The organism is Capnocytophaga sputigena, from assembly GCF_900446695.1.
GTDB classification, from domain to species: Bacteria; Bacteroidota; Bacteroidia; order Flavobacteriales; family Flavobacteriaceae; genus Capnocytophaga; species Capnocytophaga sputigena.
Genome location: NZ_UAVP01000011.1, coordinates 123,465 through 145,797, shown reverse-complemented (window position 1 = coordinate 145,797; position 22,333 = coordinate 123,465). Strand labels below are relative to the sequence as shown.

Annotated in this window: 17 protein-coding genes; 16 read left to right on the top strand and 1 reads right to left on the bottom strand. The window is 34.0% G+C overall.

Annotated elements, in window-relative coordinates; translation table 11 throughout:
• Positions 1–32: 32 nt before the first annotated feature.
• Entirely contained in the window at positions 33–2,081 is a 2,049-nt protein-coding gene (locus DR017_RS12685; protein WP_172458411.1) for an HD family phosphohydrolase, read from the bottom strand.
• Between the two features lie 416 nt (positions 2,082–2,497).
• Here DR017_RS12685 and DR017_RS12680 point away from each other — a divergent pair, with 416 nt between their 5' ends.
• The 16 genes from DR017_RS12680 (at position 2,498) to DR017_RS12605 (ending at position 22,333) form a co-directional block, all read left to right on the top strand.
• Positions 2,498–5,224, top strand: coding sequence for a putative LPS assembly protein LptD (locus tag DR017_RS12680; protein WP_050772787.1), 2,727 nt, complete (start codon positions 2,498–2,500; stop codon positions 5,222–5,224).
• 37 nt (positions 5,225–5,261) lie between these two features.
• On the top strand, positions 5,262–7,253 hold the full coding sequence (ligA, locus tag DR017_RS12675) for an NAD-dependent DNA ligase LigA (RefSeq protein ID WP_002678147.1): 1,992 nt from the start codon (positions 5,262–5,264) through the stop codon (positions 7,251–7,253).
• Positions 7,254–7,327: 74 nt separating this feature from the next.
• On the top strand, positions 7,328–8,443 hold the full coding sequence (locus tag DR017_RS12670) for an N-acetylmuramoyl-L-alanine amidase family protein (RefSeq protein ID WP_040360847.1): 1,116 nt from the start codon (positions 7,328–7,330) through the stop codon (positions 8,441–8,443).
• 22 nt (positions 8,444–8,465) lie between these two features.
• The gene (locus tag DR017_RS12665) at positions 8,466–9,416 is read left to right on the top strand and encodes an MlaD family protein (RefSeq protein WP_002678062.1); all 951 of its coding nucleotides are present in this window, start codon (positions 8,466–8,468) and stop codon (positions 9,414–9,416) included.
• 8 nt (positions 9,417–9,424) lie between these two features.
• Positions 9,425–10,741 carry a 4Fe-4S dicluster domain-containing protein gene (locus DR017_RS12660; RefSeq protein ID WP_002678252.1) on the top strand — a complete coding sequence of 439 codons (1,317 nt, stop codon included), beginning with the start codon at positions 9,425–9,427 and terminating at the stop codon, positions 10,739–10,741.
• Between the two features lie 91 nt (positions 10,742–10,832).
• Positions 10,833–11,528, top strand: a complete 696-nt coding sequence (locus DR017_RS12655; RefSeq protein WP_002678073.1) for a cell division ATP-binding protein FtsE — start codon at positions 10,833–10,835, stop codon at positions 11,526–11,528.
• Positions 11,529–11,570: 42 nt separating this feature from the next.
• Positions 11,571–12,530, top strand: coding sequence for a D-2-hydroxyacid dehydrogenase (locus tag DR017_RS12650; protein ID WP_002678078.1), 960 nt, complete (start codon positions 11,571–11,573; stop codon positions 12,528–12,530).
• An 8-nt stretch (positions 12,531–12,538) separates the two neighbouring features.
• A complete protein-coding gene (locus DR017_RS12645; RefSeq protein WP_002678182.1) occupies positions 12,539–12,934 on the top strand; it encodes a DUF937 domain-containing protein in 396 nt (131 codons plus the stop codon).
• Between the two features lie 72 nt (positions 12,935–13,006).
• Entirely contained in the window at positions 13,007–13,441 is a 435-nt protein-coding gene (locus DR017_RS12640) for a nucleoside deaminase (protein ID WP_002678202.1), read from the top strand.
• Positions 13,438–15,324: a BamA/TamA family outer membrane protein gene (locus DR017_RS12635; protein WP_002678008.1), complete on the top strand. Its 1,887-nt coding sequence runs from the start codon at positions 13,438–13,440 to the stop codon at positions 15,322–15,324. The genes DR017_RS12640 and DR017_RS12635 overlap by 4 nt, the downstream gene beginning before the upstream one ends.
• A gap of 281 nt (positions 15,325–15,605) precedes the next feature.
• On the top strand, positions 15,606–16,481 hold the full coding sequence (locus DR017_RS12630; RefSeq protein ID WP_002678186.1) for an IS5/IS1182 family transposase: 876 nt from the start codon (positions 15,606–15,608) through the stop codon (positions 16,479–16,481).
• Positions 16,482–16,727: 246 nt separating this feature from the next.
• Entirely contained in the window at positions 16,728–17,711 is a 984-nt protein-coding gene (locus DR017_RS12625) for a nucleotidyltransferase domain-containing protein (protein WP_002678075.1), read from the top strand.
• The gene (locus DR017_RS12620) at positions 17,638–18,633 is read left to right on the top strand and encodes an S-4TM family putative pore-forming effector (RefSeq protein ID WP_040360849.1); all 996 of its coding nucleotides are present in this window, start codon (positions 17,638–17,640) and stop codon (positions 18,631–18,633) included. The genes DR017_RS12625 and DR017_RS12620 overlap by 74 nt, the downstream gene beginning before the upstream one ends.
• Before the next feature lie 317 nt (positions 18,634–18,950).
• Complete coding sequence (locus DR017_RS12615; RefSeq protein WP_002678235.1) at positions 18,951–19,238, top strand: ATP-dependent Clp protease adaptor ClpS; 288 nt, start codon at positions 18,951–18,953, stop codon at positions 19,236–19,238.
• Between the two features lie 47 nt (positions 19,239–19,285).
• A complete protein-coding gene (locus DR017_RS12610; RefSeq protein WP_002678103.1) occupies positions 19,286–20,062 on the top strand; it encodes a 3'-5' exonuclease in 777 nt (258 codons plus the stop codon).
• A 72-nt stretch (positions 20,063–20,134) separates the two neighbouring features.
• Positions 20,135–22,333, top strand: coding sequence for a RelA/SpoT family protein (locus DR017_RS12605; RefSeq protein WP_002678047.1), 2,199 nt, complete (start codon positions 20,135–20,137; stop codon positions 22,331–22,333).

Genomic DNA, 22,333 nt, shown 5'->3' with positions numbered 1-22,333 from the left:
CTAGGAGAATCGGATGTTAATAAGAGTGCCAATTACTCGGGGTATTCGATACGCACGTGGTAGATATTGGTGAGTTTGTTTTTAAATATGCGTTTGATAGCTTCGATTTCTTTGAAAGATATATCGGAATTAGCAAATTGATTGTCATCTAATTGTTTTTTGATGATACGATCGACGAACTCATTGAGAGCTTCAAAAGTAGGGTTTTTAAGACTTTTGGTAGCGGCTTCCACCGAATCAGCCATCATCAGTATAGCTGTTTCTTTGGAGAAAGGAATAGGACCTGGGTAGCGGAAATCTTCTTCTTTAGTGCCTTCGGGATTTAGATCTAAGGCTTTGCGATAGAAATAATAGGTAAGACTGCGTCCGTGATGAGTTTTGATGAAATCGATGATGCGTTTAGGCAGTTTGTTTTTATGAGCGAGTTCGACACCATCGGCAACGTGTTTGATAATCACCTTAGCACTTTGTTCAGGAGTGAGCTGGTCGTGAGGGTTGAGGCTTGTTTTTTGGTTTTCAGTAAAATAAATAGGATTTTCCATCTTACCTATGTCGTGATATAGTGCTCCTACACGTACCAATAGCGTATTAGCACCAATTTCGGCAGCAGCAGCTTCGGCAAGATTTGCCACCTGCATAGAGTGTTGGAAAGTACCAGGAGCTTTTTCGGAGAGTTGGCGCAAAAGTTTGGTGTTCGTGTCGGAAAGTTCCAAGAGAGAGACATCGGAAACTAAGCCAAAAGTACGTTCATAGATATAGGTAAAAGGTTGTGAAAATAAGATTCCTATACCATTGAGAATGAAAAGAGTAAGCAGAGAGATATCGAGCCCTTTGAGAGTTCCTTCGGTAATGGTATGGAAAGCGATATAAATAATTAAATAGGCAGCCGTGATGAGTCCCGCTGATACAAAACTACTCAATCGGTAGTGCATTCCCTTAGGAGTGAGGATGATAGCCATAGCAGCTACAATTTGTATGAACACAAACTGGAAGCTATTGGGCACAATGAAGCCCGTGATGAGTATGGTGCTGATATATACAAAGAGGACGGTACGCAAATCGAAAAACGACTTGAGAATGAGCACCATCATTCCTACGGGGACAATATAGATATAATCGGGAAAATAGCGAGAGATGAGTCCGACGAAAAGAATCATCGTGAGCATATTGAGCAAGATAACGCTCAATTTGAGGTTGCTTTTGTATATCTTCTTTTCGTATATTTTTAAGTATAAAGCCATTAGTATCAATACCATAGCTACTAATGTGTAATAACCTGAGAGCGACCAATTATAGTTATTTTGACTCCACGTTTGAGTCTCATATTCTTCTTTAAGAGATAAGAGAGTGTTTAGTTTTTCACCTTCTACCAATTCACCTTTGGCAATGATAAGTTTTCCTTTGTTCACCCATCCACGCGTATAGACAATCTCTTTGAGGTTTTGATTTAGGGCTTTTTGGGTAAAATTTTGGTCGATTACAAGATTAGGGGTGAGGATATCAAAGAAAAGGTCGTAGTAATTTTTGAGATGTTCGTTGTAAGGAGCTGTATTGAAATAGTTTTTAATGGCATTATTTAGCTGTTGAAGGTATAATACGCGAGAGGCTGAGACCTCAATAATTTGGTTGTTTTGCTTGATAATTGCGATTTCGGAAGTTTTGAACACAGGAGGGTTGAGCATTATCCCATTGTGATAGCTTTCAGTTAAAAATGTTTCAGCTTTGTCGAGTAAAAGCTCTTTTTTGTGTTTAGACAATTGATTGAAATAGCTATTTTTTTTCTGTTCAAACTTCTGTTTAGCACTTATAAAGGCAGTTGTATCTTGTTTGTAATAAACGGTAGATTGATTGGTAATTTGTTGTTTTTCAGAGTTTATTTGTTGCTCTGTTTTTTTTAGGGGGAAATCAAAAGGAGCATATAGATTGTCGTGTTGCCAAAGTTCACCCTTGCGAAATTCGTATTTGAATTTTGCTTTTTCGGGGAATACTTGCAAGATAAGCACTAAGGCTATGACAAAGGCTAAAATCTTGAAAACAAGGGATTTTTTAATAAATACTTTGATATTTTTGAGAGTCATCATCATTTACTTTGTTAAAGTAAGGGCAAAAGTACAAAATAATTAGGAATTATGAATGAAGAGAGAGATTTTTTTAGGTGATAGGTAATAAAACAAGTAGTGTTCAAATATTTTTAGTTTTACATTATTATCAATGATTTGTTCAATTTGTTAAGTATTCGTCAATAAGTAAAGTATGTATTTTCTTCTTTTATTGTTCGTTCTTTGTTCGTTCATTATTCGTTATTACAGTTATTGCGGAAAATTTAATAAAAAGGCGATTTCGTTATGAATATGATAATTTAAGTAAAAGAGACTAATAAATGGCAGTTTTGGAGGCTAGTAGAGGCATTTCCTATAGTAAGTTGCGATATAGTTCTTGGCATTTCAAAAAAAAGTTGTATTTTTGTCGCCTCAATAAAACTATATTCGGAAAAACTTTGTTACACTATAAACGTCAACTCGCTTTTATTATCAGCTTGTTAGTAGTAAGCTGTTGCTTTTGGTATGCTGAATCATTTGCCTTTAGGACAGGTGGTTTTAACTATACCTATCCTTGGGTAGCACGCGATACTATTAAAAAAGACACTATAGAGCCTAAGAATGACCGTCGTGGACGACGTATCAAGCCCAAAAAGACTTCAGGAAAGGCTAAAGACTCCCTTAAAAACGATACTATTAAGAAACCTAAGAATACTTTGGAAGATATAGTGAAATACAAAGCTAAGGATAGTATTGTGTTCAATAGGGTAAAGAATGAAATCATCTTGTATAATGAAACTAATGTGCAATATACTGATATTGACATTACAGCAGGCGTAGATGTGATTAATTATGAGAAAGGAGAGGTGTATGCTGGACGTTTGAAAGATAGTTTAGGAGAATATAGTCAACATCCTGTATTTAAGCAGGGTAGTGATGTGATAGAGCCTGATTCTATTCGCTTTAACTATCGTAACCAGAAGGCGATTATCCGCAATGCTTATACCAAGCAGGACGAAAATAATATAAAAGGTGAGATCATAAAAAAGGAGAATGACTCTACTTACTTTATGAGAAATGCAATTATCACTACTGCTGAAGACCTTGACGATCCTGATTATTACATCAAAGTACGCAAAGCGAAGTTTGTACCTAAGAAAAAGATTATTGCGGGGTTTAGCAATATGTATATCGTGGATATTCCTACCCCTTTAGCTATTCCTTTTGCTTATTATCCTATGGTATCAGGACGTTCTTCAGGACTTATCTTCCCTACTTTTGGAGAAGTGAATAACCGTGGTTATTTCTTACAAAATATAGGTTATTATTTTGTGATTAGCGATAATTTTGATCTTTCACTTACAGGTGACTATTATACTAATGGCAGCTATGGTCTTAGGGCTCAATCGGCTTATGTGAAACGATATAAGTATTCGGGAAGTTTTAATCTTTCTTTCGAGAATAACATCTATAGTATGAAGGGGTTACCTGATTATTCAGGTAGCCGTATGTATAACATACAATGGTCGCATTCCAAAGATGGGAAAGCCAATCCTAATTCTAATTTTTCGGCTTCAGTAAATTTATCAAGTAATAGTAGGTATTACCAAGAATCCTACAATCAAGTGAACACGTCGAACTTTTTAAACAACACGATGATGTCGTCTATCTCGTATTCCAAGACGTTTCCAGCATATCCTTCAATTAACTTATCACTATCGGCATCACATTCACAAAATACGAATACCAAAAGTATTGATATGACCTTACCTTCAATGCGTGCAAGTATGGAACGCATTTACCCTTTTGCTCGTGAAGGGCAAGCAAAGAAAGGACTTATCAAGAGTTTGAATTTTCAATACAGTATGCAAGCTGACAATCGATTTGCAACTTATGACAGCTTATTTTTTAGCAAAAAGATGTTTGATGATGCTAAGAATGGAGTACGACACTCTATACCTATGAGCACAACAGCTAAACTATTTAAGTATGTTACCTTGGGGTTAAATTCTTCTTTGAACGAAACGTGGCAGTTTAAAACAATTCGCCGCAAAGACTTTAATAGTAATACTGGTAAGGTAGGAATTGATACTCTCAGTGGTTTTGACCGCTTTATGACGTACAACCTCGGGGCGAGTCTTGGTACAACCATCTATGGTACTTTTCGTTTTGGTAAGAATGCTAAAATTCAAGCTATTCGTCACGTAATGCGACCCTCGGTAAGTTATGGTTATAATCCTTCTTTTGACCAATATTATGATTATTACATTTCGGATGCTTATGGTAACCGCTCACAATACACGCGTTTTGAGGGGGGTATCTACGGTACGCCAAGTTTGGGTGAGTCACAATCGATAGGGTTCTCACTTGCAAATACCTTTGAAGCCAAAGTGAAACAAAAAGATAGCACTGATGCTGAACCGAAAAAGGTAATGCTCTTGAATAGTCTAAACTTTAGTTCTAATTATAATGTAATCACTAAACAATTTAGTCCTCTAAATATTACAGGAGGGACTTCATTTTTCAACAATAAACTTGGAGTAAATTTTGGAGCTACTCTAAATCCTTATGCAATAGACAACAATGGACGACAAATGGAGAAATGGAATATCAATAATGGAGGTAGTCTCTTTAGACTTACTAATGCCAATATTTCTACTAATTATTCATTCTCAAACAAAGATAAAAAGGATAAAAATAAAGACAAAAACAAACAGACAGGCACTGTAGCTGGAGGTCGTACAGATGATCTCTTTGGCTCATCAAAACCACTAAGTGAAGTGCAAGATATGGATAAGAACCGCAAAGAAAGCGAAGATAAAGAAGAGAAAAAAACCTACTACAAAGCGGCTATACCTTGGGATATTACTCTTGCACACTCACTTACTTATAGTAATCAAGCACGTGAAAGTACTATATCTAATAATTCTCTAATGTTCTCAGGGAATGTATCACTTACACCTAAGTGGCAAGTGGGGCTTTCCAGTGGTTATGATTTTGTAAATCAAGGTTTCACCTATACTCAAGTACGTTTTGAACGCGATCTGAACAGTTTTCGTATGAGTTTTCAATTTACCCCCTTTGGTTATCGTAGCTCATGGTACTTCTTTATTGGTATCAAAGCTTCAATGCTTTCAGATTTGAAGTGGGAGAAAAACAAAGAACCTGATAGAGTACTAAGATAAATGTGAACTACATAGACAATTATTTAATAACTATGCTATGAAAGAAAAGATACAACAGCTTCGTGAAGAGCTTAATCAACACAATTATAACTACTATATACTAGATAATCCTACAATTTCGGATTATGAGTTTGACCAAAAACTTAAAGAGTTGCAAGCTCTTGAGCAAGCACATCCTGAGTTTTATGATGAGAATTCACCTACTGTACGTGTGGGAGGAACTATAACTAAAAGTTTCCCCACTGTAGTACACGAATATCGTATGTATTCCTTAGATAACTCTTATTCTAAAGAAGACTTAGAGGAATGGGAACAACGTATTATTAAAACATTGGGAAGTGACCAAATCAATTTTACTTGTGAACTGAAATACGATGGTGCTTCTATAGATTTATTATACGAAAACGGCAAGCTTAAACAAGCTACTACTCGTGGTGATGGTATTCAAGGTGACGATATTACCGCTAATGTGCGTACAATTCGTTCAGTACCCTTGCAACTCAAAGGCGATTATCCGGAACGTTTTTATATTCGCGGAGAGATAGTAATGCCTAAAAAAGCCTTTGAAAACCTCAATAAGGAACGTATAGCAGCTGGCGAAGACCCTTTTATGAACCCTCGTAACACCGCCAGTGGTAGTCTCAAATTGCAAGATACTGCCGAGGTTGCTAAACGAGGTTTAGATTGCTTGTTGTACTTTTTGGTAGGGAACACAGGTGTAAAGAGTCAGTTTGAGAGTTTAGAAAAAGCGCGCGAATGGGGCTTTAAAGTACCTAATATTTCCAAATTGTGCCATTCTACTGCCGAAGTAATGGACTTTATCAACGAATGGGATACCAAACGTCACACTTTACCTTATGAAACAGATGGAGTAGTGATAAAGGTAGATAGTATTGCCCAGCAAGAAGAGTTAGGATATACCTCAAAATCACCGCGTTGGGCAATGGCTTACAAGTTCAAAGCAGAACAAGTAGACACTATTTTAGAGAGTATTTCCTACCAAGTGGGGCGTACAGGAGCTATTACTCCAGTGGCAAATCTCAAACCCGTGTTATTAGCGGGAACTGTAGTAAAGCGTGCTTCATTACATAATGCTGACCAGATTGAAAAACTCGATATTCGCATAGGAGACTCGGTATATGTAGAAAAAGGAGGAGAAATTATCCCTAAAATTGTAGGAGTGAACTTAGATAAGCGTGAGGCTGATGCTCAACCCGTGCAATATATCACCCATTGTCCTGAATGTAGTACTGAGTTAATACGTAACGAAGGTGAAGCGCAACACTATTGTCCTAATACCTATAGCTGTCCACCCCAAATTACAGGTAAAATACAACATTTTATCTCACGTAAAGCAATGGATATAGAAGGCTTAGGTGAAGAGACTGTAGAACAACTCTTCCGTGCTGGTATTATCCATACTTATGCTGATCTCTATGAGGTAACAGTAGAGAAATTGTTACCTTTAGAACGTATGGCACAAAAGAGTGCTGAGAATATTGTAAAAGGTATTCAAAAATCAAAAGAAATACCTTTTGAACGCGTACTTTTTGCTTTAGGAATTAGATATGTAGGTGAGACTGTTGCCAAGAAGCTGGCACGTCACTATAAAAATATTGAAGCGCTCGAAAATGCTACGATAGAACAATTAGTAGAAGTAGACGAAATAGGCAACCAAATAGCTACCAGTGTAGTAAATTTCTTTGCAGACGACTATAACCGTAAACTTATTGATAGACTCAAAAGCTATGGATTGCAATTTGCTCTTTCAGAGGAATCTACTGAAGGACATACAGATACCCTTAAAGGACTTACTTTTGTAGTTTCTGGAGTCTTTCACTTATATTCTCGCGATGAACTAAAAGCCCTCATTGAACAACACGGAGGTAAAGTAGGGTCATCTATCTCATCAAAAACTAATTACGTGATAGTAGGCGATAATATGGGACCTAGCAAAAAAGAGAAAGCTGAACAATTAGGAGTGAAAATGATTAGTGAAGAAGAATTTCAATCGTTAATAATCAGTTAAATATCTGTTCAATTTTGGTGTATTAAGGTAAAAATCTTACCTTTGCCGCCTATTAAATGAAAATGTAAGAATTGATGAAATTTGTCCATTATATCTTCTTATGGGTACTATGTACATTACCAATGTTGGGACTATCTCAAAAAACACCTGTATTTAAAGTAGTTTTAGATGCTGGGCACGGAGGTAAAGACCCTGGCAAGGTAGTAAATAAAAACATTTACGAAAAAGATGTAGTACTTAAAATAGTATTATTAGTAGGCAAAAAGTTAGAAGCCTATCCTGATATAAAGGTTATCTACACACGTAAAACCGATGAGTTGATTGATCTTTATGAACGTGGTGCTATTGCCAATAGAAATAAAGCTGATGTGTTTGTTTCTGTACATTGTAATGCTCACGAAACTCAAGTAGATGGAGCAGAAACCTATGTATTAGGGCTACACGCCAATGAGCAAAACTTTGAGGTTGCTAAAGCCGAAAACTCAGTAATTTATTTAGAAGAAGATTACAAAAAGAAATACGCTAAATACAACATCAACTCTCCAGAATCAGTGATAGGTGTTTCTATTATGCAAGAGGAATTTTTAGAACAGAGTATTCAGCTGGCTAAAATAGTACAAAATCAACTTACAGGAGTTATGAAACGTACTAATAGAGGAGTGAGACAAGCAGGGTTTATTGTACTACATCAAACTTATATGCCTAGTATCCTAATAGAAACTGCTTTTTTGACTAATAATGAAGAACGCAAGTTTCTCACTTCGCCTAAAGGACAAGAAGAGTTCGCTGAAAATATAGCAGAAGCGATTCTTGCTTATAAAAAGTGGGTACAAGGTAAAAGCTCTTATATTGCACCAGATGATAGTGTTTCTCAAGTAAGAGGGAGAGGCTCAAAACAAGTCATTACTAATAATAGAATAAACAACAATGAGTTGAGTTATAAAATACAGATTTCTTCAAGTCCTAAGAAATTAGAAACTAAACCTTTTAACTTCAAAGGACTCTCTCCTATATCTGCAGAAAAAGATGGAAATGTATATGTGTATTATTATGGAAATGCATCTAAACACCGAGACGCACTTGATTTACTAAACAAAGCAAAAAAAAAAGGCTATAAAGATGCTTATATTATAGCATTTTATCAGAAAAAACGCATTACAATAGAGAAAGCTAAACAATTAGAAAAGTAAAACTTATTGAAAATAGAAACAGATGAAACTATCTAGAGAAATAAAAACAGCAATTATAGTAGTAGCGGGTATTGTCGCTTTCTATGTAGGCTTCAACTTTTTGAAGTCTAAGTCATTATTTAATAAAACGAATACTTATTACGCTTATTTTCCTCATTCAGGTGGATTGAAAACTGGTACACAAATCACTGTGAATGGAGTGAAAGTGGGAAGCGTAGAAGCGGTAGACTTAGAAGAAAAAAGTGCTAAGATAAAAATTACTATGGAGTGTTCAGATGATTTCAAATTCTCTAAAAATAGTGTAGCTGAACTCTACAATAGTTTGCTTGGAGGAGCAGGATTACAAATTATTCCTGCTTTTGATAATGCACCCACAGCTGTATCAGGTGATATATTAGAAGCACGTGTACAAGAAGATATGTTAGCTTCTCTCTCATCATCAATCAAACCTACACAAGATAAACTCAATCATCTTTTAGGGCAAGCTGATACTACCCTTACAGGAGTTAATAGTATTTTAGATGCTAAAACTACTAACGATTTGAAAAATGCAATAACTGAACTCAGTGCAACTATGCGCAATCTCAATCAAGCTTCAGCTACCCTCAACAAAATGTTAGTTGCTAATCAAACTAATTTGAATGCTACTTTAACCAATGCTAATAAAATCACTACTGATTTATCAAAAGTATCAGGACAGCTTTCAGAAGCTGAACTCAACAAAGTAATTGCCAATGCTCAAACTACACTTACCAATCTCAACACTCTTTTGGCTGATGTAGAAGGAGGTAAAGGCACTATTGGTAAACTACTAAAAGATGAGGCTCTCTATAAAAATTTGGATAAATCGGCTAAACAACTTGAACTACTATTACAAGATTTGCGTTTGAATCCTAAACGTTACCTTCACTTCTCTGTTTTTGGTAAAAAAGCTAAAGTATACGAACCAAACGACGAAGAAAAAGCTGAATAAACATATTGATGAGCTTCCTTCCTAACATAGTATTTTTAATACTTCTCTGTATAGGAGGAGGCTTTTTTATTTATAATATACGCAAACTTATTAGGAATATCCGTTTAGGAAAAGCTGAAAATACCTCTGGTAATCACAAAGAGCGACTCAAGAATATGTTATGGCTTGCCTTAGGACAACAAAAAATGTTAGTACGTCCCATAGTAGGAATACTACATATTGTTGTATATGCAGGTTTTTTGATTATCAATATTGAGTTGTTAGAAATTCTCATAGACGGTATTTTGGGTACTCATAGAGTATTTGCTCCTTTAGGAAAATTTTATAATTTTCTGATAGCTTCTTTTGAGATATTAGCTCTTTTAGTAATTGTTTCAGTAATTGTGTTTTGGATAAGAAGACATATCCTAAAAATACCTCGATTTCACAAAACAGAACTCAAAGGTTGGGCTAAAAAAGATGCAAGTAATATCCTCTATGCCGAAATGCTAATGATGAGCCTTTTCTTGCTGATGAATGCTGCCGATGCCCAATTACAAGCACTGCAACTACCTCATTATATACAAGCAGGAACTTTCCCCATAAGTCAATGGCTACACCCATTATTACAAAATATTTCTGTAGGAACTCTTATTATCATAGAACGCAGTTGTTGGTGGTTACATATCATTGGGATATTGTGTTTTTTAAACTACTTATATTATTCTAAACACCTACATATTCTATTAGCATTTCCTAATACTTATTTTGCTTCTATGCGTCCGTTAGGCACCTCTAAGGTAAACCCTGTGGTAACACAAGAGGTGAAACTAATGTTAGACCCTAATACCGATTCTTTTGCAATGCCTCAAGATACTAACCCTCCAGATAAGTTTGGAGCTTCGGACGTAACCGATCTTACGTGGATACAACTGATGAATGCGTATACTTGCACCGAGTGTGGGCGTTGTACTGATGAGTGTCCAGCGAATCTCACAGGTAAAAAACTTTCTCCTCGCGCTATTATGATGAAAACTCGTGACCGATTAGAAGAAATAGGTCGCAATATCGACAAGCACGACACTTTTCAACCTGACGGCAAACAATTGTTAGGTGATTATATTACTCCTGAAGAATTATGGGCTTGCACTACTTGTAATGCTTGTGTAGAAGTCTGTCCTGTAGGAATTAACCCACTATCTATTATTATGGATATGAGACAATATTTAGTAATGGAACAATCAACAGCTCCTGCCGAACTCAATGTAATGATGACTAATATAGAAAATAATGGAGCTCCTTGGGCATACAGTCAAGCAGATCGTGCTTTAGTTTTTGATGAATAAAAGTCTGCTTATATTTCTGTTATCTAAATAATTTTACTACCTTTGCAAGAATTTTTTAAAGTAAAACACACAACTTTTAGTATTTATATCAATGGAAAATCCAGTATTACATTTAAAAGAAGTGTCTGTATATCAGAAAAATAATATTATTTTATCCAATGTAAATCTCACTGTTGGAAAAGGAGAATTAGTATATCTCATCGGTAAGACAGGCTCTGGAAAAAGTAGCTTAATCAAGTTACTTTATGGTGATTTACCCCTTACTAAAGGACAAGGAAAAGTAGTAGGTTTTAATCTTAAAAATCTTACAGAAGATGAAATTCCTCTGCTTCGCCGTAAGTTAGGGGTAGTATTCCAAGATTTTAAATTACTTACAGATAGAAGTGTATATGATAATCTTGCTTTTGTTCTAAAAGCTACAGGATGGACTGACAAAACTAAAATAGATAAACGCATTGAGGAAGTACTCGCTAAGGTGAAAATGCAGAATGCAGGATTTAAATTTCCTCACGAACTCTCAGGGGGTGAACAACAAAGAGTAGCCATTGCACGTGCCTTATTGAACAATCCAGAACTTATTTTAGCCGATGAGCCTACAGGTAATTTAGATCCTGAAACCAGCGTTGAAGTAATGCAAGTACTCAAGGAAATTAATGCCTCAGGGCGCACTATACTAATGGCAACTCACGACTATGCTCTTATTCTTAAATTTCCATCTAAAACATTAAAATGTGATGGTGAACGTATCTTTGAAGTAGTACAAAGAAGAGTAAAAAGCGAAGAATAAAAAATAAATAAAAATATAGTATATTTAAATAGACAGATAATAATGGCAATAAAAATATTAGCAAATGATGGCATTTCCGATTCAGGAAAAGAAGCATTGGAAAAAGAAGGTTTTGAGGTAATCACTACAAAAGTAGCTCAAAACCAATTGATAGATTATATAAACAAATACGCCATTGATGTACTTTTAGTGCGTTCAGCTACTCAAGTGCGCAAGGATATTATCGATGGTTGCCCTTCACTGAAACTCATCGGTAGGGGAGGAGTAGGTATGGACAACATAGATGTAGATTATGCTCAAAGCAAAAATCTACACGTAATCAATACTCCTGCTTCTTCAGCTAACTCGGTAGCAGAACTCGTATTTGCCCACCTTTTTACAGGAGTGCGCTTTTTGCACGATGCTAACCGCAATATGCCTTTAGAAGGTGATACTCAGTTCAACGAACTGAAAAAAAACTATACCAATGGTACTGAACTTCGTGGTAAAACCATAGGTATTATAGGTTTTGGACGTAGTGGGCAAGCAGTAGCTCGTATTGCTATAGGTTTAGGAATGAATGTATTAGCTTACGACCCTAAAGTAAAAGAAGCTATAGTAACACTTGATTTTTTCAATGGACAAACCATACCATTCACCATCAAAACGGTAGAAAAAGAACGTTTATTGATGGAATCTGATTTTATTACCCTCAATAATAGTCCAGCTCAAGGAGGTTATGTGCTTGATACTCCTGAATTTAACTTGATGAAAGAAGGGGTAGGTGTAATAAACTTGGCAAGAGGAGGTGCCTTAAATGAGGTAGCTCTTATAGAAGCCTTGGAGCACGGCAAGGTAGCTTTTGCAGGTTTAGATGTGTTTGAAAACGAACCTAACCCCGCTATACAAGTACTAATGCATCCTCAAATATCACTCACCCCACACATAGGGGCATCTACTAACGAAGCTCAAAATCGTATAGGTTTTGAATTAGCTTCACAAATTGCAACCTTATTAAAATAATTTATACTATGGCAGGAATTTTAGATTTTTTAGGAGGTGATAACCTCCAACAACTCGTGAAAGGATTGAGCGAGAAAACAGGTATTGGTGCTGATAAAGTAAGCTCAGTAGTAGATTCATTCAAATCTATGTTTGGCAATGCTGAAGGCAATGATATCTTAAACAAACTCACTGGCGATGGTAAATCGTCTACTTTGAACGCTATCAGTGAGAAAACAGGCGTTTCATTAGATGGTGTGAGTAAAATTTTTGAGAATTTAACCCCAATGATTTCTAACTTTTTCTCAGGTAAAGGTGGAAATATTGGTGAAATGATTACTTCTTTCTTCGACAAGAACAAAGATGGCAATGTAATGGATGATATAATGGGAGGTATAGGTAACCTATTTGGAGGAAACAAATAATAATTCTCATACACTAAAATCTTATTACTTTGGCAGAGTTTTTGTACTTTGCCAAAGTAATTTTTATTTCAGATGAATACTGACGAGTACTTTATGCAAAAAGCTTTGGAGGAAGCTCAAATCGCTTTTGAAGAAGACGAAATCCCTGTAGGAGCTATTATAACAATTGACAATAGAATTATAGCCAAGGCTCATAATCTTACTGAACGCCTAAAAGATGTAACTGCACATGCCGAAATGCAGGCTATAACTATGGCTGCTCACTATTTGGGAGGTAAATATCTCACAGATTGTACTATGTATATCACTTTAGAGCCTTGTGCAATGTGTGCAGGAGCTCTGTATTGGAGCCAGTTATCGCGATTAGTTTATGCTGCTGATGACCCTCATAGAGGTTTTAAAGCAATGGGAGGTAAATTACATCCTAAAACAGAGGTTGTTATGGGTATTTTATCTGAAGAAGCTACTACTTTATTAAAGCAATTTTTTCAGCAAAAAAGGAAATGAGAAAAACCTTTACTCTTATAGCACTCTTTCTCTTGGGAATGAATTATCTTCTTTCTCAAGAAATAGATACTTTAAGAGGAAAAGATTCTCTACCACAAGGCATTTCTCCTCAAAGAGAAATGAAAAACAGAGCATTTTATAAAAAAATAAAAAACTTTTTTGGAAAATATAAACTCACTAAGAACTTAAATGATCTTATTGTTATTGAAGAAAAAAAAGTTCCTGAAGGAATAAGTATATTTACTATTACATCTACTACAATTATTACCCCTAAGAAAACTTTTTCTTATCAAGGGAAAATCATTAGAAACATTGTTATCACTACCTTAGATCCTTTTGGTTTTGATGAAAGAGATTTGAGCAAATCTACTCGTACTCGGTTAGAACGTTATGGCAATGCTTTACATATAAAAACCCGTGAGAGTACAGTGCGTAGGATGCTTTTGTTTAAAAAGGACAAACCTTTAGACACTCTTCTACTGAGTGAAACTGAACGTATATTGCGTAATCAACGGTATATTCGTAGAGCACAAGTGAAAGCAACGCCTATAGAAGGAACTTCCGATTCCATAGATGTACAAGTAAATGTGCTTGATAGTTGGTCTATGTACTTTGATGGAGATTTAGCAGGCAATAGAGGCTGGACAAGGCTTACTGAACAGAATCTCTTCGGGATAGGACACGAACTTTCGCTTACTTATCAACAATACTTTTCAGGGATTGAAAACAATGGTAAAGGATTCAATTATGTAGTGAGAAATATCAGAAATTCTTATATCAATGTACGAACAGGTTATTATTCTGATTATGAAAATGAGTTTTCAAAAAATATACAAGTAGAACGACCTCTCTATTCACCTTTAGCACGTTGGTCGGGACGTTTAGGATATTATGAGAATCGTTTTAAAGATGAAGGTATTAGGTATCGCGATTCTGTTTATACCCTTACGTTAATGACACGAACTTTCGATGCTTTTGGTAGTTGGGTAAAACCTATTAAAAAAGGAGATTCTAAACTCATTCACAATTTTATTGCAGCAGCAAGATTTCGCAATATCAGTTATTACGAAAAACCTTCTTTAGATATAGATCCAAAACAATATTACAGCAATGAAAATTTATATCTCACTCAATTTAGCTTAAATAGTACAGGATTTATGAAAGAACGTTATATTTTCCGCAATGGTGATATTGAGGATGTAGGGATAGGACATTCTATATTTCTCACTTCAGGTATTTTATGGAAAAATAAGGCAACATTACCATATCTTGGAATTGGATTTACCTCAGCAAACTATAATAAAAAGGGCTATCACTCTATAAATTTTGAAGTAGGATCTTTCTTTGAAAATGGTAATAGTAAAGAAACTATTCTACGAGGACAAGGCACCTATTTTACTAAGTTATTTACAATAGGCGATTGGCATTTTCGTCAGTTTTTACGTTCTTCATTCGTAATAGGATTCAATGGAAGTATATACCAGCGCAATAATATCAACTTAAATGATTCTAATGGTATTTTAGGTTTCAATAGTAGTGAAGTATATGGCACACGTAAACTAATTTTTACTTCTCAAACACAAGTTTATGCACCTTTTCAGTTATTAGGTTTTAGGTTCAGCCCATTCCTATCAGCCGATGCAGGTTTTATAGGTAGAAATAATACAGCTTTTTTAAAAACTGAAGTCTATTCTAAAGTATCTTTGGGGTTCTATATATCTAATGACTACTTACCCTTTGGTGCTATAGAGTTTTCATTTGGGTATTACCCTAATATACCTGGAACGGGTAGGAATATCTTTAAATTTACAGGGATTACCAACGACGATTTTAGATTACATAGTTTTTCTCAACGATTACCAAATGTTGTATCGTTTAGGTGATAAACGGGTTATAAGAATAAACTATATTAGGAAACCAATAACTTTATTCAAAAGGTGATAAGCTCTAATAGAGAAAAAAAATTTAATAATTTATTAAATAAATGTGATTTAAATGCTAAATTTTTACTGATAATAATACAAAATGATTTTGAAAAGTGTAATAAGTACTTTCACAATCAAAATTTTAGGATGCTTACAAAATAATATTTTAGGTGTTAACATTGAAGCTGTTTAAACTTTTTCCTATAATAAAGTAAAAGTTCACGAAAATTAGTAATTTTGTGTTTGAGAAAAAACACCAAAATTCAGGAACTTTGGGCAAAGATAAAATAAATAATTGGATTATTCCTTTTTTAAGTGTAGGAAAAAGAGGATTTAAAAGTAATTTTGATTTAGCTTCAATATTTTTATTGATTCTCAAGAGATTAAAAACAGGGGTGCAATGGAGAGAACTTCCAATTGAGAGCTATTTTGAAAAAGGAGAAATCTCTTGGCAAAATGTCTATTACTACTTCAATAAATGGAGTAAAGATGGTAGTTTTCAGCGAGTATGGTTGAATCTATTAAGCAAGAAGAAAAGAAAATTAGATATGTCTTGCGTTCAATTGGAAGGTAGTCATACACGTTGTCGCCAAAAAGGAGAATCTGCAGGTTATCAAGCAAGAAAAAAAGCCGTAACTACAAATAGTATTTTTTTGTGTGATAATAAAGGGCAAATGATAGCTATGGGAAGCCCTAAAGCTGGAAATTACAATGACCTATATGAAATAGAAGAAGTACTAAAAGAAATCTTAGCTTTATTAGAAGAAGCAGGGATAGAACACAAAGGTCTGTTTCTCAATGCTGACACAGGATTTGATAGTAAGTCTCTTAGAGAGTTTTTAGAAAGTAAAGAAATTATAGCAAATATTAAACCTAATCCCCGAAATGGAGAGCAAGCAGATGTTTATTTTGATGAAGAATTGTACAAAAATAGGTTTAAAATTGAACAAGCAAATGGTTGGCTTGACGGATATAAAGGTTTGATAATGAGATATGAGTATCTTGATATAACTTGGATTAGAATGCTCCTATTAGGGTTTATCTCCAAGTTCCTCAAAAAGTTTAAACATGTTTGTGGTCATAACTTTTTTTTTGCAAAGATAATACTTACATAGTATTCTTACAAAAAAACATAGTTAAAAATCAGTGCTTTATAAATCTTCCTTACAGTTTTGGTTTCAAACTTTGGCAATCTTTTTAATTGGAGATAGTAATATTTGTTGATTAGAGAATAATATTTTTAGAAAATAGTAATCATATTTTTTCCTGTTGAAAACTTTGTTGATAACTTACAAAATGAATGTGATTTTAATGCTCAGAAATTATTTACTTTTGCAACCAAAATAATAAAATATTATCTTATGGCAAAGACAGTTGGAAGTGCGTTTGAAGAGTTTAATAAAGAGGTTGTTAATTTAGCTCCTGATAGAACAAAGAAAGCAAGAGATAGTAGAGATTGGTTAATAAAGAAATTAAGTAATTTTGACCAAAAAGAAGGTCTTTACTTTCCTTTTGAATATGCAGAAAAACATATAAAATTTGGTTCTTTTGCTAGAAAAACTAAAATTAGAGAATTAGATGATATAGATTTAATGTTTTGTTTATCGGGTAATTATGCTACGTATTCATATAACGATGGAATATATTATATTCATACAGAAAATGCAGGAGATAGATTAAAAAAAATATCTGATAATAATATTTTGAATTCTACAAGAGTTATAAATAAATTTTTATCAGCCTTGTTAAATGTTGAGCACTATAGTTCAGCAGATATACACAAGAGAGGAGAGGCCGCAACATTGAAATTAACTTCTTATGAGTGGAATTTTGATATTGTTCCTTGTTTTTATACAGATAAGAACTTCTATTTAATTCCTGATGGGAAAGGAAATTGGAAAGCTACAAATCCGAATATTGATCAAGAATTAATAACTAATGTGAATCAAGAATATAATGGACTGGTTTTGCAATTAATAAGAACATTGAAGTATTGGAATAGACATAATTCAACAAATACGATTGGGTCTTATTTATTTGAACAGATTGTTATAAATTTTGTAAAGCAAAAAACAAAATTATCACAATGGATAAACTTTGATATTCGTGATTTTTTCTCTTATTTGTCAAATAATATTTTTAGTCCTGTTTATGATCCTAAAAATATTCAAGGAGATATAAATGATTTAACCATTGGAGAACAGATTTTAATTTCGATAAAAGTAAATTGGGCTTTCACTAAAGCAAATGAAGCTATTTTTGCAGAAACAAATGAAAAAAATCAAGAAAAAGCAATCAATAAATGGAGAGAAATCTTTGGTAATAAATTCCCTAAATATGAATAAAGGAAAAGAAATATTAAAACAACAAAATACAGAAACTAATATAGATAAATTACTTGCTCAAAGGAGATTATATTCTAAGGCAAAAACTTTTAAATGGTCATTTGTATTAATAACAATTATTTTTCCTATAATAATTTCTCTTTTGGATAATTTTAGAGTTGTGGAAATAAAAGAATGGAAAAATATTTATATTATTTATGTGGTTATAGCTTTTATTATAGGTATAATATTTGATAATCTTACAAATAATTATAAAGATATAGCAGCTGTAATACAAGAAGAATTTGATATTTCTGTTTTTTCTATACCCAAAAGGAAATATCTCATTAATATGATAGATGCTAATCCAAATATTATTAGGAAATACTCAAAAAAAGATAAAGAAAATACAAATAAAGTTGAAGCTGTTAAAAATTGGTATCCAACAGAAATTAGAAAAGTTAAAACAAGTATATCTATTTTATTATGTCAAAATGCAAATGTTAATTATGACAAAACAGTGAGGATAAGATATAAAAGAGGTCTTATTGTTTTATCAATACTGAACTTTATCGTATTATTGTTTATGTCTCTTATAAAAGGATTTACTATAGAGGCATTGTTATATAAAGTGCTTATTCCAATGTTACCAATAGTATCATTTTTATATGAAGAAATAAAAGAAGTAAATACTTCAATAAATAACTTAAAGAATCTAAAAGAAAAAATAGAAGGACTATTAGAAGGATTATCTATAGATGGAATAATTGAGACACAGGATTTACGAGAAGTTCAAGATATGATTTATTACAATAGGAAATTAAGCGTTTTAATACCTGATTTTATATATAAAATATTTAGAAATGATTCAGAAGATGAAATGAATTATAGTATTGAAAAAACAATTGAGAAATTAAAAGAAAGAACAAAAAAAATAGTTTAACAATTATTTCTTTTGTCAAAATATTTACTTCTTCAAATAAAACTATCAATTCATTGCATTATTAACTTTTTAAGTATTGGAAATTTGATAAATGTTACTTTATCAGAAAGTGATAAAGGAAGTGTAAAAACAAAACTTTTAGAAATGTAATTTTTTAATAGTGATATCATAATAAAATAATAAATAAAGCACTAAAGGAAGACCTTTTCTTTTAGTGCTTTTAAGTTTATAATCTTTGTTATTTTTTTATTATATCTATTAAACATTTGCACAATTCATTTATTTACCATACTTTTGTATCATTATAAAAGCAAATTATGTTACAAAATAATTACCAAGAAGAAACCTTTGCTGAGGAAGACGTGATAGAGCTTATAGATGATGAATGTCATCTCATTTTATACAATGATGATGTCAATACTTTTGATCACGTTATCGATACCTTAGTAGAGGTTTGTCATCACACTTTTGAGCAAGCCGAGCAATGTGCTATTATTGTGCATTTCAAGGGAAAATGCGATGTAAAAACAGGAAGTTATGAATATCTAGAACCTCTTTGCACCGCGCTTCTTGATGCTGGACTCTCTGCTCAAATAGAAAATTAATAATTACCATTTTAAAAATTATTCACCTTTAACTATTCACTAAAATCGTGGAACTAAAACTATCAAAACCTATTTGTTTTTTTGACCTTGAAACTACGGGCATTGATATTACCAAAGACCGTATCGTTGAAATATCTATTTTAAAAGTCTACCCCAATGGCAATAAGGAAAGTAAAACATGGCTCGTAAACCCTACTATTCCTATCCCAAAAGCTGCCTCAGATGTGCACGGCATTACCGATGAACGTGTTGCGTGTGAGCCTACTTTTAAAGAACTCGCCAAGCAAATCCATAATATGATAAAAGATTCCGACCTTGCTGGCTACAATTCCGACCGATTTGATATTCCTTTGCTTGCCGAAGAAATGTTGCGTGCTGAAGTAGATTTTGATTTGGGAAACCGCGTATCGGTAGATGTACAAACTATTTTTCACAAAATGGAACAGCGTACCCTCTCGGCAGCCTATAAGTTCTATTGTGGTAAAGACCTTATTGATGCGCATACAGCTTCGGCAGATACTAATGCCACTTATGAAATCCTCAAAGCCCAGCTCGACCGTTATGACAGCTTAGAGAACAATATCAAAAAACTCAGCGAGTTTACTTATCGCAAACAAATAGCCGACTTTGCTGGGTTTATTGGCTATAATGACAAAGGTGAGGAAATCTTTACCTTTGGGAAACACAAAGGCAAACGTGTAGAAGATATTTTTGACGAAGAACCAGGATATTTTGGTTGGCTTCTCGGTGCCGACTTCCCATTGTATACTAAAAAAATCCTTACGGCTATCAAGCTCCGCAAATTATCGGCTACTATTAAATAAAAAATAGTTCTAAAACTTCAGTAAAGTTCCAAATTTTGCTAAAGTTAGATTTTTCTACATTCATTTTTATTTATGGAAACAAACACCGACTTAGAAGAAGAAAACAAAGCCATTGCCCGCGAGTATAAAGAACTCTTGCGTATTAGTTATCAAACCTTGAGTGATGAAGATAAAAAACTCATTCGCTTGGCGTTTGACACCGCTGTTGATGCGCACAAGAATCAACGCCGAAAAAGTGGGGAGCCTTATATTTTTCACCCTATTGCCGTAGCTAAAATTGTTGCTTCACAAATAGGATTAGACGCTATAGCCATTGCATCTGCTTTGTTACATGATGTAGTAGAAGATACCGACTATACAATTGAAGATATGGAACGGCTTTTTGGTAAAACTGTAGCTCATATTGTAGAAGGACTTACCAAAATTTCGAGTATGAGCCGCGAAAATGACATCTCTTTACAAGCCGAGAACTTCCGAAAGCTCCTTCTTACAATGAATGACGATGTGCGCGTGATTCTCATAAAAATTGCTGACAGACTCCACAATATGCAAACAATGGATTCGATGGCAGACTATAAACAAGCCAAAATAGCTTCCGAAACACTCTATATTTATGCCCCTATTGCTCACCGCATTGGATTGTATAACATCAAAACAGAATTAGAAGACCTCGCCCTTAAATATACTGACCCCGAACGCTACAATAGTATCCTAAACAAAATGGAGGAATCCAAAGAAGAACAACAGGAATACATTGAGGCGTTTACCAAAATAGTAGAAACCTCTTTAACACAACAAAAAATTGATTATTACATTAAAGGGCGCCCCAAATCAATCTATTCTATTTATAGGAAAATGGAATCGCAAGGTGTGAGTTTTGAAGAAGTTTACGATAAATTTGCAATTCGCATCATCTATAAAAGTGAACCAGCTGAAGAAAAGTTTTTGGCTTGGAAAATATACTCTATTGTTACCGACCACTTCCGTCCTAATCCCACCCGATTGCGTGATTGGATTTCCTCACCTAAATCTACAGGTTATGAAGCCTTACATATTACTGTAATGGGTCCAAAAGGCAAATGGGTAGAGGTGCAAATACGCAGCGAACGTATGCACGAAATCGCTGAAAAAGGTTATGCAGCCCATTTTAAGTATAAACACGGCGACCAAAAAGAAGAAGGCATCGAAATGTGGCTTAATAGGTTGCAAGAAGTCTTTGAAAACAGCGAGGCAAATGCTGTAGACTTTGTAGAAGATTTCAAACTCAACTTGTATTCTAAAGAGATTTTCGTCTTTACCCCTAATGGTGAGATAAAATCTCTCCCGAAAGGTGCTACACCACTTGATTTTGCTTTTTCAATACATACAGGAGTGGGTTTAAAAACACGTGGAGCCAAAGTAAACAATAAATTAGTGCCCCTAAACTATGTATTAAAGAGCGGTGAAACAGTAGAAATTATCACTGCTGAAAATGCCAAACCCACTAAGAACTGGTTAAACTATGCTACAACGGCTAAAGCACGTAGTAAGATAAAAAATGCTTTGAAAGAAGAAACAAAAGCTGTTGCTGCTGAAGGAAAAGAGATTTTAGTTCGAAAATTAAAGCAATTGAAGGTTACTCTTAATGAAGAAGTAATGAATGAGCTAGTGAGTTACTTCAAAACAAAGACTAGTTTAGATATTTACTATCAAGCAGGAACGGGAGAAATCAGCAACCAAATGCTGAAAGAATTTGTGTCTCATCGCACGTCTTTCTTTGGCTTATTCAAAAATAAAGTAGTTAAAAAACCTACCGACGAACCTATTTATTCGCCCAACGTTCACTATGATAGCATTGTGTTTGGTAAAGAAGAAGAATCTTTAGACTATACTTTTTCAAAATGTTGCAATCCTATCCCTGGTGATCCTATTTTTGGGTTTGTTACTATCAATGAAGGGGTAAAGGTACATAAAAAAACTTGTCCGAATGCCATTTCGATGCAATCGAATTATGCTTATCGTATTATTCAAGCTAAATGGGTAAAATCTGATGAAAGAGATTTCAAAGTGAGTCTTAGAATTAGTGGTATTGACCGCGATGGACTTATCAGTGATATCTCAAAAGTGATTTTGGATAGCAAATTTGTAAAACTTACCAATATTAATATAGATACAGAAGGTAATGTATTCAGTGGAAAAGTCTCTATTTCAATCAACAACAATGCTACTTTAAAAAAACTGATGCAAGATATTAAGAACATCAAAGGAGTAGATAAAGTAAACAGACTGTAA